Source organism: Sphingopyxis sp. YR583, from assembly GCF_900108295.1.
Lineage (GTDB): Bacteria > Pseudomonadota > Alphaproteobacteria > Sphingomonadales > Sphingomonadaceae > Sphingopyxis.
In genome coordinates, this window is the sequence record NZ_FNWK01000002.1 from 644484 (window position 1) to 658360 (window position 13877).

Annotated in this window: 11 protein-coding genes and 1 tRNA gene; 2 read left to right on the top strand and 10 right to left on the bottom strand. The window is 64.2% G+C overall.

The window, feature by feature from the left end; translation table 11 throughout:
- The 3 genes from BLW56_RS15110 to BLW56_RS15120 form a co-directional block, all read right to left on the bottom strand.
- On the bottom strand, positions 1-450 hold the full coding sequence (locus tag BLW56_RS15110; RefSeq protein ID WP_093511637.1) for a TadE/TadG family type IV pilus assembly protein: 450 nt from the start codon (positions 448-450) through the stop codon (positions 1-3).
- A 169-nt stretch (positions 451-619) separates the two neighbouring features.
- Complete coding sequence (yghU, locus tag BLW56_RS15115; protein ID WP_093511480.1) at positions 620-1495, bottom strand: glutathione-dependent disulfide-bond oxidoreductase; 876 nt, start codon at positions 1493-1495, stop codon at positions 620-622.
- 74 nt (positions 1496-1569) lie between these two features.
- Positions 1570-2748, bottom strand: a complete 1179-nt coding sequence (locus tag BLW56_RS15120) for a CaiB/BaiF CoA transferase family protein (protein ID WP_093511481.1) — start codon at positions 2746-2748, stop codon at positions 1570-1572.
- A 136-nt stretch (positions 2749-2884) separates the two neighbouring features.
- Here BLW56_RS15120 and BLW56_RS15125 point away from each other — a divergent pair, with 136 nt between their 5' ends.
- Both BLW56_RS15125 and BLW56_RS15130 read left to right on the top strand, forming a co-directional pair.
- On the top strand, positions 2885-6124 hold the full coding sequence (locus BLW56_RS15125; RefSeq protein WP_093511482.1) for an amidohydrolase family protein: 3240 nt from the start codon (positions 2885-2887) through the stop codon (positions 6122-6124).
- A 92-nt stretch (positions 6125-6216) separates the two neighbouring features.
- Positions 6217-6306 (top strand) — tRNA-Ser (locus tag BLW56_RS15130).
- A gap of 231 nt (positions 6307-6537) precedes the next feature.
- Here BLW56_RS15130 and BLW56_RS15135 read toward each other — a convergent pair.
- From BLW56_RS15135 to BLW56_RS15165, 7 genes are all read right to left on the bottom strand, one after another.
- On the bottom strand, positions 6538-9015 hold the full coding sequence (locus BLW56_RS15135; protein ID WP_093511483.1) for a hypothetical protein: 2478 nt from the start codon (positions 9013-9015) through the stop codon (positions 6538-6540).
- Positions 9016-9032: 17 nt separating this feature from the next.
- Entirely contained in the window at positions 9033-9788 is a 756-nt protein-coding gene (locus tag BLW56_RS15140) for a fimbria/pilus periplasmic chaperone (protein ID WP_256203490.1), read from the bottom strand.
- Positions 9789-10154: 366 nt separating this feature from the next.
- Positions 10155-10715: a hypothetical protein gene (locus tag BLW56_RS15145; RefSeq protein ID WP_143043474.1), complete on the bottom strand. Its 561-nt coding sequence runs from the start codon at positions 10713-10715 to the stop codon at positions 10155-10157.
- A gap of 249 nt (positions 10716-10964) precedes the next feature.
- Positions 10965-11900, bottom strand: coding sequence for a hypothetical protein (locus BLW56_RS15150; protein ID WP_143043475.1), 936 nt, complete (start codon positions 11898-11900; stop codon positions 10965-10967).
- A 98-nt stretch (positions 11901-11998) separates the two neighbouring features.
- Positions 11999-12355, bottom strand: a complete 357-nt coding sequence (locus BLW56_RS15155) for a hypothetical protein (protein ID WP_093511486.1) — start codon at positions 12353-12355, stop codon at positions 11999-12001.
- Positions 12356-12417: 62 nt separating this feature from the next.
- The gene (locus tag BLW56_RS15160) at positions 12418-13026 is read right to left on the bottom strand and encodes a hypothetical protein (RefSeq protein WP_093511487.1); all 609 of its coding nucleotides are present in this window, start codon (positions 13024-13026) and stop codon (positions 12418-12420) included.
- Positions 13027-13165: 139 nt separating this feature from the next.
- Entirely contained in the window at positions 13166-13792 is a 627-nt protein-coding gene (locus BLW56_RS15165; protein ID WP_093511488.1) for a response regulator transcription factor, read from the bottom strand.
- Positions 13793-13877: the final 85 nt, after the last annotated feature.

Sequence of the window (13877 nt, forward strand, 5' to 3'; positions counted from 1 at the left end):
TCAATCCACCGGCAATTCGAACGTCGCGCGGGCGCGGATTACGCTATCCGGCGAAGGCACGAGACTCGATTGCAGGAGACTGCCCTGCGGCGCCGTGAAGGTGACCGCAACGGTAATAGCCTCGGCCGTTTCGGACACAGCGACGCTATGCGTGCCCCGCACGGCCTGCAGGCTGCGTCCCACCGCGCGCGAAGCGACCGCGCTGCGGTCGGCGGCGTCGAGGCCGATGATCGATGCGCGGGCGCCGTCATTCGCGGCCTGCTGTACGCTGTGCGCCAGCATGAAATATTGGCCATAAACGAGAACGCCCATCAGCAACGCGAGGAGCAGCGGCAGCACCGGCGCCATTTCGACGATGGCGGCGCCGCGCTCCTCGCGCGCCAGGGTAAGTGCCAGCCCTTGCAAACGCCGCAAGAGCAGATGCCGCGAGAAATGGATGAAGCCTGTCATGCCGGCGAGGATGCCGGCCGCAAATGAAAACGGCGTCGAGAATGCCCGACGCCGTTTTTCTGTATTTTGCAGCAATTCCTTGCAGGCCCGTTATCCCGCCCGCCCGCAATCCGGTTATGATTGCGAAATCGCTAAGGCCGCGCCATCGCGCGGCTCTGCAAATTTCGTATCATTCCGCGTCCTGCAGCTTGTCCTGCGTGCGCAATTCGAAGTCCGAGGCGTCGTGCCGTTCGCGCAGCTGACTCGCCGGATCGCCGGTCACGCGGTTGACCATTCGCCCCCGCTTGACCGCGGGACGCGTCGCGATCTGGTCGGTCCAGCGCTGGACATTCTTATACTCATCGACCTGCAGGAATTCGCCGGCATCATAGACTAGTCCCTTGGCAAGCGCGCCATACCAAGGCCAGATCGCCATATCGGCGATCGTGTAATCGGCGCCGGCGATATATTCGCTCTCCGCAAGGCGACGGTCCAGAACGTCCATCTGGCGCTTCACCTCCATCGCATAGCGATTGATCGGATATTCCTGCTTCGTCGGGGCATAGGCATAGAAGTGGCCAAACCCCCCGCCGAGGAAGGGTGCGCTACCCATCTGCCACATCAGCCACGACAGCGCCTCGGCGCGCTTCGCGGTTTCGGTCGGCAGGAAGGCGCCGAATTTCTCCGCGAGATGGATCAGTATCGCCCCCGATTCGAAGATACGGATCGGCTGAGCACCGCTGCGATCGACGAGCACGGGAATCTTGCTGTTCGGATTGGCCGCGACATATCCGCTCGAAAACTGGTCGCCTTCGCCGATATTGATCAACCAGGCATCATATTCGGCGCCGCTGTGGCCCGCCGCGAGCAGTTCCTCGAGCATCACCGTGACCTTCACCCCATTGGGCGTGCCGAGCGAATAGAGCTGGAGCGGATGTTTGCCGATCGGCAGATCCTTGTCGTGCGTCGGTCCCGCGATCGGGCGGTTGATATTGGCGAAACGACCGCCGCTTTCCTTGTCCCAGGTCCAGATTTTCGGCGGCACATATTCGCTGTTGTCGGTCATGGAGAACTCCTGGGCTGATTTTTGTACTGACCGGTAATTTAATTGCCGATGGCCGTTTGTCCACCCTTCCGGGATCAAATAATATTTGCGGCGCGCAAAGCCGAAATGGCTTCGGCGTCATATCCGATCTCGGCAAGAATCGCGTCGCCATGTTCGCCGACCTGCGGGGCGCGCTGCGGGTCGACCTTGGCGCTGCCGGACAGGCGGATCGGGGCGCGGATCACAGGAACCGCAGCATTGGCGCCCGGATAATCGACCGGCTCGACCAGCCCCATCGCCGCGACTTGCGGCTGCGCCAGCGCCTCGCCGGCCGACAGCACCGGCGCGGCGGGAACGCGCGCCTCCCCCATCGCGGCGATCACCTCGGCGCTCGTCCGTTCGACACACCAGCGCTGCATGATCGCACTCAGCTCGGCGCCATTGTCGCCGCGCAAGATGTCGCTCGCGTAGAGCGGATCGTCGACGAGGTCGGGACGGCCGACGAGTTCGGCCCAGCGCGCGAAGATCCCGGACCCGACGATCTGGGTGACAATCCATCCGTCGCGCGTGCGGAACAGGTCTGTCGGTCCGGAACTGAAGCTGCGGTTGCCGATCGGCTGGCGGTCGATACCGTTCAGCGCATGATCGATCGTCAGCGCGTTCGACATGGCAAGCGCCGTGCCGAGCAGCGACCCCGACACGCATTGCCCCTTCCCCGTCGTCTCGCGCTCGCGCAGCGCGAGCATCACGCCGAAGGCGCAATGGAGTGCGGTCCCGAAATCGACATAATTGACCTGCGCACGATGCGGCTGGTCGGGCATCCCGGTCAGGTGAACCGTCCCCGACATCGCCTGCCCCACCGCATCGAATCCGACATCGCTCGCGAGCGGCCCTTCGCTGCCGAACGCCGACGCGGTCGCGAGGATGATCCGCGGGTTGATCGCGGAAAGGCTATCGTAATCGAGCCCGAGTTTGACCAGCGCGTCGTGCGGCAGGTTGGCGATCACCACATCGGCGGTCTCGACCAAACGCCGGACGATCTCGCGCCCCTCCGCGCTTCCGGGTTTCAGCGTCAGGCAGCGCTTCGCACGGTTCATCTGCATGAACATCGCACCCGAACCATCCTCGGCAACGGGCACCGTATAGCGGTCGTCATTGCCCCCGGGTGCCTCGATGCGAATGACGTCGGCGCCATAATCGGCGAGCAGGGCCGCACAATAGGGGCCGGCAATATAGCGGCCGAAGTCGAGTACCCTGATCCCTGTTAGCGGCACGCCTTGCTCTCCCTTTTATCTCTTTCGACCTGGCTAGCAGCCGCTCGTCGACGCTGCCAGTTCTTCGTCGAAACCTGTCGCTTGCATGTTCGCGTCGGCGCCATATGGTATACGAAATTGCAACAGGGGAAATTTCATGACGCGCTTCGCTCTCGCTCTCGCGGCGACTTTGGCTTGTTCGACCTCGGTTTGGGCGCAAACCGCGCCGTCGGCTCCCGCAGCCGACGCCAAGGCCGATAAATGGGACGTCAATGCCCCCCCGGGACTGACGACCCGCAAGGCCCGGATTGCGGTGGAAGAAGGCAGCTGGATGAATGTCGACGTCGCGCCCGATGGCCGTACGATCGCTTTCGACCTGCTCGGTGACATCTACACGATGCCGATCGAGGGCGGGACGCCGACGCGGATCGCCGAGGGCCTCGCCTATGAGCATCAGCCGCGCTTCTCGCCCGACGGCAAGCGCATCGCCTTTGTCTCGGACCGCGCGGGCGGCGACAATATCTGGCTGATGAACCGCGACGGCAGCGACAAGCGCCAGATCTCGAAGGAAGATTTCCGCCTGCTCAACCAGCCTAGCTGGTCGCCCGACGGGCAGTTCATCGTCGCCAAAAAGCATTTCACGACCGGTCGCTCGCTCGGCACCGGCGAAGTCTGGATGTACCATGTGTCGGGCGGCGCCGGCGTTCTGCTGGTCAAGAAGCCCAATGAACGGCATCAAAAGGAACTTGGCGAACCGACCTTCGCGCCCGACGGCAAGGGCGTCTATTACACGCGCAACGTCACGCCGGGCCCGATCTTCGAATATGCGCAGGACAGCAATACCGACCTGTTCCACATCGAACGCTATGACCTCGACAATGGCGAGGTCACGACCATCGCCGGCGGCGCGGGCGGTGCGGTGCGCCCGTCCCCCTCACCCGACGGCAAGCGCCTCGCCTTCGTCCGCCGCGAGGGCGCGCAATCGAAACTCTATGTGAAGGATCTGGCCTCGGGGGCCGAGCGCAAAATCTATGATGCGCTCGACCAGGATGTGCAGGAAACCTGGGCGGTGACCGGCGTCTATCCCAACATGGACTGGACCCCCGACAGCAAGGATGTCGTGTTCTGGGCCGGGGGCAAGCTGCGCCGCGTCAGCGCCGATGGCGGCGACGCGCGCGTGATCCCGTTCAGCATCGACGACGACCGCGTCATCGTCGATTCAGTGCATCCGACAATCGACGTCGCGCCCGACAGCTTCACGACGAAAATGCCGCGCTGGGCCGAAGTGTCGCCCGACGGCCGCACCGTCGTGTTCGAAACGCTCGGGAAACTCTGGGTGAAACCCGCGACGGGCGGCACAGCCCGCCGCCTGACGACCGCGAAGGACGACGCCTTTGAACTCTGGCCGAGCTGGTCGCGCGACGGCCGTTCGCTCACCTTCGTTCGCTGGACCGACGCCAACCTCGGCGAAGTCCATGTCATCGGCGCGGGCGGCGGCGGCTCGCGCAAGGTGACGACTACGCCCGGCCATTATGCCGAGCCGCGCTTCTCGCCCGACGGCAAGACGATCGCGTTCGAACGGCGCGCCGGCGGCGGACTGCGTTCGGAACGCTGGGGCGAAAACCCGGGCATTTACCGCGTCGCCGCGACCGGCGGGGCGCCCGAACGCGTGGCGGAGAATGGCGCAAAGCCGCAATTCGGGGTCGACAACGATCGTATCTTCATGGTCACGGCCGCCGACGGCAAGAGCCAGCTCGTCAGCACCGACCTCCACGGACAGGACAAGCGCGTTCATGCAAATGGCGAACTCGTCAGCGATTACGAGATTTCGCCCGATGGCCGCACGCTGGCGTTCCGGCAGAATTACGATGCCTATGTCACCCCGCTGATGCCCGGCGGTCAGGATGTGACGCTCGGTACGAAGAGCGGCGCGCTTCCGGTGACGCGCGCCAGCAACGGCGGCGCCGACTTCATTCATTGGTCGAATGGCGGCAGCCGCCTGCACTGGAGCCGCGGCCCGACGCTGTTCAGCGCCGATCTCGGCAGCTTCTTCGCGAACGCGCCGACCGACGACAAGGCGCCCAAATTCACGCCGCCGACCGAGGGCGTGTCGCTGGCGATGACGCAGACCGCATCGAAGCATAAGGGCATTGTCGTCCTTACCGGCGCGAAGATCGTGACGATGGCCGACAAGGACGGCGGCATCATCGAAAATGGTGCGATCGTGATCGACGGCGACCGGATCACCGCGGTTGGCCCCGCCGGAGCGATCACCGTTCCCGCTGGCGCGGTCACGGTCGATACGACGGGCAAGACCATCGTCCCCGGCTTCATCGACGGCCATGCGCACGGCCCGCACGGCGACGACGAACTGGTCCCGCAGCAGAACTGGTCCGAAATGGCCAACCTCGCGATGGGTACGACGACCAGCCACAACCCCTCGTCGCGCTCTTCCGAAATCTTCGTCTCGTCCGAAATGCAACGTGCCGGCGTGATCCTCGCGCCGCGCATATTCTCGACGGGTGAAGTCATCTATGGCGCGAAGGCCGCAGGCGTCTATGCCGAGATCAACAGTTACGAGGATGCACTCGCGCATGTCCGCCGCCTGAAGGCGCAGGGGGCGTACAGCGTCAAGAATTACAACCAGCCGCGCCGCGAACAGCGCCAGATGGTCGTAAAGGCGGCGCAGGCCGAAGGGATGGAGGTCGTGCCCGAGGGCGGCTCGCTCTTCACCCAGGACGTCACGCTGATCCAGGACGGCAATTCGACCGTCGAGCACAATGTGCCCCTGCACATCTTCTACAAGGATCTGGTCCAGCTCTGGGGCCAGACGACGGTCGATTATACCCCGACGTTGGTCGTCACTTTCGGCGGGCTTGCGGGCGACCCCTATTGGCGCGCGCATACCAATGTCTGGGAGCATCCGATCCTGTCGCGGCACGCGCCGCCGGCGGAACTGGTTGCCAACAACAAGCGCCGCGTGATCGCGCCCGAGGGCGATTATGTCGACGACGATGCTGCACGTGAGGCCGGAAAGATCGCGGCGGCCGGACGCAACGTCTCGATCGGTGCCCACGGACAGCAGGCCGGGCTCGGCGCGCATTGGGAAATATGGTCCTTCGTTCGCGGCGGCTGGAGCAATATCGACGCGCTGCGCGCCGCGACGATCATGCCCGCGCAATCGCTCGGCTATGCAAAGGATGTCGGCTCGCTCGAAGCCGGCAAGCTCGCCGATCTTTTGATCCTCGACGCCGATCCCACCGAAAACATCCGCAATACCGAGCAAATTCACCGCGTGATGCTTGGCGGCCGACTCTATGATCCGCTGACGCTCAACGAGGTCGGGACAGGCTCGCGCAAGCGCACCCCTTATTGGTGGGAAGCCGACAAGCCCTGAACCCGGGCCAAAATCCCGTGGCGGTCCGTAATTTTGTGACGAGAGGGTTGCAAGACGTGCGGACCGCCGCTAGGGGCGTCCACTCTCAGCGAGGAGAGTTGGCTGAGTGGTCGAAAGCGTCGCACTCGAAATGCGAAGTGCCGGCAACGGTACCGAGGGTTCGAATCCCTCACTCTCCTCCATTTTCTTATTTCCACACACCACGACCACCTACTGAGAGCCGAGGAAAACCCGGGCTCTCCGGGACGATTCGGATCTCAACATATCCCCACGCGTCCAGACTGATCTATTTGTCAGTGTGGCAAGGAAAGTAGGAAAAATCGGCGTGACCTGCTGCCCCGTTCGACTACGGCGCACACGAGGCCGATAGCGGTCAAGCCGCTTTCAGGAGCGGCTCCAGGAAAGCAAACCCGTTACGGCGCATCCGGAACCAAGTCTCCCGCCGCTATCGTGCGATCGGCGCCTTCGGGGATGACAAGCTCAAACTGCGTCCGATCGGCGTCGCTCAGCGTAATGCGCCAACGGCCGGGCGCTAGTCCCATTGCACCGAAACGGCCGGCCGCATTGGTAAACAGCGGCACGGGTTCGCGCTCGGGATGTGCCGCCTCGACGGCGCTGCCAGCGACAAGCGCGATCGGTTCACCGTTCGTCGCCAAAAGACGTCCAACCACGCTGACCATATAATCCGATCCAACTGTCAGGCGGTACCCGCTGCGATAGGCAGGGAGCAACCGAAACGATCCTTCGCCAAGGTCGGTACCGATCTCTGCGTCGGGCGCAGTGACCAGCAGGTTGCGCTCGCTATAACTGCTGAGGCTCGGCTGCACAGCCGTGCCTAGCGCGCCGCTGTTCGCGGTCGAGAAGCGGCCATTGGCGTCGATGAAAAGATCGGTGCCCTTGAGGGACGGGTGCGCACGAACGATCGCGAAGCTGTCCTGGATCGGCCGCCCGATCGAGAAACTGCCGTCGGCGACCGCCAGCGAGGTGCCGAAGCGCAAAGAACTTCGCTGCCCGGTCGATCCGCCAAGATCGCGATCGAAGGTACCGAAATGACTGAAGCCCAGCTCGGCCCGGTTGCTGTAGTAGATGCCGTTCGCCGTCGTCGCGACGCCTAGGTCGCTATGCTCGACATCGGCGCTGAAGTTATACGCGCCCGTGCCCGCGCCATGATAGGTCTGATAGGTCAGGCGCTTGCGGTTGTTACGGCTGTCATAATCCGAACGCAGACTCGACGCGCGGTCGAGACGGAAGACGAGTGAGACGAAGACGCCCACACGGTCCTGCCGGCCGGCACGTTCGTAACTGACGTCGCCAGTCAGGTTGAGCCGCGGCGAGATACGCCAGCCGCCGGTCGCACGCAGGCTCGCGACATTGGGCTCGTTATCGCGCCCGCGCGAGTAACGCGCGTCGAGCCCGGCATAGAGCGCATCGTTGATCGCGCCATTATAGCTCGCGCCCGCGACATAGCGGTACGGATTGGAGGGCAGCCCGACGCCGATCGGCGCGAAGTTTCGGCTGCGCGTCTCGAACGACAGCGACAGTGCGTCGGCGCCGCCGCTGCGGCGCGTGATTGTGCGTTGAAAGGTCAGGATCGACGCCCAGCCCTTTCCGACGCCGTCGACCTGCGAGGCCGAAGCGAAGCCGCCAAACGAGCCGATGGGCGTCGCGATCACCGCCTCCGCACCGCCCATCCAGCCGTTGCGATCCGCCTGCGCATTCGCACCGACGGTCAGATTGTCGCTCAATCCGCGGCGATAAAAGCCGCTGAACGCCATGTCGTCGCTATATACCGGGCCGCGCCGGCCGAGCGGCGCGAGAACGCCGGCATATAGGCCGAACTCGCTGAGCCCCGCGGCAAGCTGCGCCTGATCGAGGAAGATGTCGAAATTGAACGATTCGGTGCGCCCGGCATCGTCGGTGATCGTCAGCCTGACGTCGTTCGAACCCTGGGTGAACGGAAAATCCTTGAGGTCAAAGGTTCCGGGATCGAGTTCGAGCCGCCGTACCAGCTGGCCATTGACGCGCACCTCGACGACCGACCGGCGTTCGATGCGGAAGCTCCGGTTGCCACGCGGGCGGATGATCCGCTGCGGGTCGAGCAAGGAATAAAAGCGCGAGATCGACAGGCCGCTGATCTCGGGCGCCGCCTGAAAACCCCGCGCCAGCGTCTGCAAATCGCCGCCGGCCCAGCGGACAAGATTGTTCCGGTCGTCGTAGATGAAGCGCGTGCCGCGGCGCTGGAAATCGGCACCGCGCGCGCCTGCCTGCCAGTTCGCCTCGCTTTCGAGCACCACCCCGCCCGCCCGCACCGCACTGTCGAGGAAGGTGATCGGCGCCGCCAGCCCCTCGTCGCTGCCCTGCTGCACCCAGTCCATCGACCCACGAATATTGAGGTAGGCGCTGAAGTCGGCGGGTGCGATATAGTTGACCGCGCCGCGCGCCGCATCCTCGCCGAGCGTAACCGAACGGACGGCGCGGCTCGCAGGCGCGATCTCCATGACCAGTTGCAGCGTCAGCGGATCGTAACGGATGCCGACGCCGACGCCCTCCAGGTCGGCGCGGGCGATCGTACCACGCTCGGCAAGGCGCGCGCGCAAGCGCTCGATAAGCGGTGGCGACAGCCGCGGCGTGAGCAGCGCGAGCAGTCGCTCGGCCGAAAAGCTCGCCTGCCCGCCGGGTTCGAGCGTCAGCGTCGTGTCGCCAAGATAGGCCTGCCCGTCGAGCAGCGGCGCGGTCAGTACCACCGTGCGCCCGGTCGGGTTGATCGCCGCCCCGTCGGCGCCCGGATCGATGACCACGCGCGTGCCGGCATCCGCCGCACCTTGCGCATGGCCCGCAACCGGGATCGCCGAGGCGGCGAGCAAAAATCCTGCGACAAAGAGAGGGTTCATGCGAACCGCCGGAGCCTTCAAACGTCGGGCGTGAACTGCGCCTCGATCCGCCCGCCGGGCTGCGGAAGGCGAATGGGCAATGTCATCCGGCGCGTCTGGCCGCCCCCGATCAGGCCATAGCCGAGCGTCTGCTGCAGCTCGGGTCCGGAAATTTCCTTGCGAAAGATTTCCTTGCCGTCGGGGGCGAACTGGATGACGCGGACGCGGCCGCGCGACAGATAGCCGTGTGCTGCCGAAGCGTTCGCGACTACGATCACCGGCGCCGGATGGCCCTCGGCGTCCTTGCCGATTTCTGCCGAGGCGATCGACAGCGTGGGTTTCACGCCGTCGGGCGACACGCTGACGAGAACCTGGAAGTTATAGAGCAGTTGGACGTTCGATTGCGTGTCGTTCGTCTGCACGGGCAGTTGCGCCGCGGTAACGAAATAATGCTTGCTGCGCGCGAGCCCGGGATCGCCCACATATTGCACGCGAAAGCTCTGGCGCTGGCCGGGCTGGATCAGCGTCTGCGGCGGAAAGACCGACAGCTCGCCCGGATCCTTGCCGGTCGCATTGACACCGTCGGGGGTGAGTTCGAGCCCCTCGATGCGCATTTCGACCGGCAGCGGCTTGTCGAAGGTGTTTTCGACCGTGATGACCTGGCTCATCGTGCGACCCGAAGTCGTGAGGTCGATGACCACCGGCTGCACGACCATCGCATAGGCCGCAACCGACACAGCGGCGGCGATCGCCACGGCGACCAGTGCGCCGCCGAAACTCTTGAGCAACTGCAATGATCTACTCCTCACGCGTCACCCCACCCTTATTTGTCACGATGACCTGAAGCCCCTCACCCGCCAAGAAGAAATGCGGTAAATGGAGCATTATATATAAAGGCGACCGGCTTTTGGCCGGCCGCCTTCATTTGGGGAGAGGGACCCCCAACCAATCGGGTCGGCCGCCAAACGCGGGCACATCGGCCATTCGATCATATTCTGCTGCAAGAAAAAGCAGCTCGGCCCGTTCCTGCGGTTCGGCATCGAGCGCACGGAGGCGAAGTTCTGCCGCAAGAGCTTTGGGATTACGCATGACCATATCCTTTAAAGGCTAATCCCGGCAGGCTCGTGGACGTGAGCCTGCCGGGAACACCCCCCCAGGTGTCAGGCGGTCGGTGCGATCGTGATTTCGACCTTGCCGGCATAGGTGCCGGCGTCGAGGATCGCCGCCGAATCTGTTGTGGCGCCGCTGCCAACGGTCAGCGTGATGTTGTTCGCGGTCGCGGCCAGGCGGTCGCCGACCTGCGCCGAGGTCGCACCGCTGCTCAGCGACTGGTCGGCAACCGGCGTGGTGCCGCCCTTGGCGCCCGTCGCGACCAGCGTCGCGGTGTAGTGGACGGTGTTGGTGTAACCGTTCGGCGAGTTGGTCGCGGCGGCGTTCACCAGCGGCTTGGCTTCGACCGAGATCTTCGGGTTCGAACCGTTGCACTTCACGGTGAAGTTGCGGCTGAGGCCACCGGTGTTGCCGGTGAAAGCTGCGTCGACGGTGCCGTCGCTCTTCGCAAGTTCGCCGAGCGTGATGCTGCCGGTGATCGCGGTGACGGCCGAGCAGCGGGCGGCGACGGTGCCCGTCACATCGACCGAGCCCGCGGCGGACTGGGCGAAAGCGGGAGCAGCGGCGAAGGTCGAACCGATGATCAGGGCCGAGAGAACAAGCTTTTTCATTTCCATCTCCAATCGAAAATCCGGGGGAGCTCTTCGCTCCGATGAGTTGGAGATAGGCCGGATCAGACACCGCCAACATTTAGCGTCCGGCAAAAACGAAGCTAACTTCGGGAATCATTTCCTATACCCGACGATATAGATCCGGGGATTGGGCGACAGTTTTCCGGAGAAAAGATAGCAAAGCCCCGCCCATCGGCCTCTATCTGGTCAGAGTCGTCAACGAGGAAAACGGTCCGGGAGAATCCCGTCCTAAAGCCCCGCGCAGCTGGTCGCCGAACTCGCGGTGACGATCGGCGTAAAGGTGATGCTGATGATGTCGCTATAGTTGGTCGCGGGCGTCTTCGCCGAGCCACCTTCCTTCAGCGTCGCGCGCAGCGGCAGCACCCCGGCACTGCCGTCCATGCCCGCGCGCGCGCAGGTGCGCGTGCCGAAACCGCTGTTCGACGTGATGTCCTGTCCCAGGAAACGCGCGCTGTACCGGATCGTCTGCGCGGCGTTGGACAGGCTGCCGCCCGGATAGGTCAGCTTGAAGTCGTTCTGCGAGCGCATCCTGACCTCGAACGGACCCGAGCTGCGCACGCGGAGCGAGTTCGATGCCGAGGTCGTGTAGCGATCGGGCGCCGCGAGCACCGCCGCGGTCGTAGCCTCGCCGATCTCGCCGAAATCGAGCGGCGACCCGGCATAATAGGCCTGCAGCGCGCTCACCGTGTTGACGTTGATACGGATCGAGCCGGTGTCGCGCGTCGGGACCGACACACTCGCCATGCCATTCTCGCCCGAACAGATATAGAGGAGGTCTAGTATGATCGGTTCGCCCGCCGACAGGTCGGTCCCCGGCGGCACAGTCACGCGCAAATTGAGCGGCGTCGACGTGTCGGATGCGAGGAGGCTACCGAAATCATAGCGGATCTCACCCGCCGCGCCTGCGCCATTGTCCTTCGAATTGAGCGAACGCGGGCGGCCGGCGGTCGAACCCTCGGGATAAATGACGCGATAGCCATTGTAAGTGACATCGAGCGCGGGCGAGCCCGACGGCGAGACGATCACCAGGCTGACCTCGCGCGTGCGGCCGAGAATCAGCCCGCGGTTGCGCCGCAGGATCAGCGGGACGGTCGCTTCGGACAGGCCGCCGGGCGAAAATGGGTCATAAGTGATGCTGGCGGGCGCCGTCGCGGCGCCGGTCACGCCGCAGACCGAGGATATCTGCGATTGGGCGGCTGCGGGCTGCGCGAGCGCGAGTCCGCACGACAAACTCAGCGCTGATAAACCGGCCGTCCAAACCCTCATAGCTGAGGTGTTACGACGATCTCTAACGCGGTGCGAGTGGAGAGTGACGTTGCCTGATCGGCGGCCGCGGGCACGCGCCTGATCAACGCGCCGTCCGAATCGATCATCCGCACTTCGGTCAGCAGAACCGGACGCGCCTGATTGCAGATCGCGCGTGCGGGCATCACCTGCACCGTCGCATTGGTCGCGGTGACCTTCATCGGATGAGCAACCCAGCAGCGCGGCGCCACTTCGCCATAAATGGCGATCTGGTTCACCTCGTCCGCCATCGCCGGCGCCGCACATGTCATGCCGGCAAGAACGAACGCCGCGCGGGCGATCCGGTTCGAAATCGATATCGTAGGTGTCATCATATCGAACCCCGAAATAGGATCCGATAGTTAATAAGCGCGGATTCGAATTGTTCAACATGGCGTTAAGGACTGACACTGACGGTGATCGAGAGGGTATCGGTATAGCGACCCGCGGCAAGCGTATCGGTTCCCGCATAAGCAGGCGCGCTGACACGCAGATATGACCCGTTCGCCTTCGTCGACGCGCCGCCGAGGCGAAGCCCGGTCGCCGTGCCCGCCGTGCCGGCAAAAGTGCAACTTCCGCCCGCGGCGAGCGTCGCGGCGGCGCAGGTGGCCGAGGCATTGGTGCCGTTGTCGGCGGCAACATAGAGCGCGACATTGTATGGCGCCTTGGTCTGATATCCCGTACCGCCCGCCACCGCATTGGCCATCCCGCCGTTCGCCGAAGACACCGCGATCCGCGACGCGCCGGTGCAGTTGAGCTGGATCGCGAAGTCGCGGGTAAAACCGCTCTGGTCGAAATCGGCCTGATCGATCGTGCCCGAGGGTGCGCCGCTGGTCGCAAAGCCGCAGCGGCCGAGCACCGACGCGCGCACTTCGACCCCGACCTCGACGCTGTTCACGGCGCCCTGCCCCGCCGCATAGGCCGTGACCTGCGCGCCAGCGTGCTGGCTGGCGATCACACTGATCACCGCCAAGGCCAGCAAGAAGAGGGTGCGAAGAAGGCCCATGAATCGCCTGTCGTCGGTGACGGCCCGATGCCGCCAACTTGATCGACAGATGCGCTAACTCTCGTGCGGGCGATATTCACCGGGCGGCGACAAAGGCGCTCACCAACGGCTAAAACAGCTTATAACTTTGGATATAGTTTCAGGCGCCGCGGTCCTGCCCCAACAGGATCAATTCGGTGCGGCCGCGGATGTTAAGCTTATCAAATACCTTGTGAAGATGGACTTTCACCGTCCCTTCGGTCAGCCCCAGTTCGTCGGCAATCTCCTTGTTGCGGAGCCCGCGCTTCGCCAGCGATGCGACCGCGCGCTCGCGGCCGCTCAGCACATCGAACGGATCGCGTGGCGCGCCCGGTGACATCGCCTGATCCATCACACGCTGCATCACATCCTGATCGAGCCAGCGCCGACCCTGCACCACGCTTTCGAGACAGGTGAGCAGGTCGCGCGGTGCGGTCGCCTTGATCACAATGCCGTTGATCGACAGCTGGATCGCCTCACGCGCCAGCTCGTCGTTTAGACCGCCGGTGAGCAGCACGACGGGACGCGTGTCGCCGCGGCTGCGCAGCGTGCGCAGCACGTCGAGACCGCTGCGTTCGGGCATGCCATTGTCGAGGATGAGGAGGTCGGGCCGTGCGCTGGCCAGCGTGTCGAGCACCGCCGCGCCCGTATTCACCGTCGCCACCACATCGAAATTCGTCTGGTCGAGAAGCGCCGTAATCCCCGCCATGGTCAGCGGGTCATCGTCCGCCACGAGCACTTTCGTCATTTCAATCCACCACGATGCTGTTGCGTTTATACATTATCACCGGACGCGGGCCATGGTCCACCCTGCACCATTAATCATAACAACC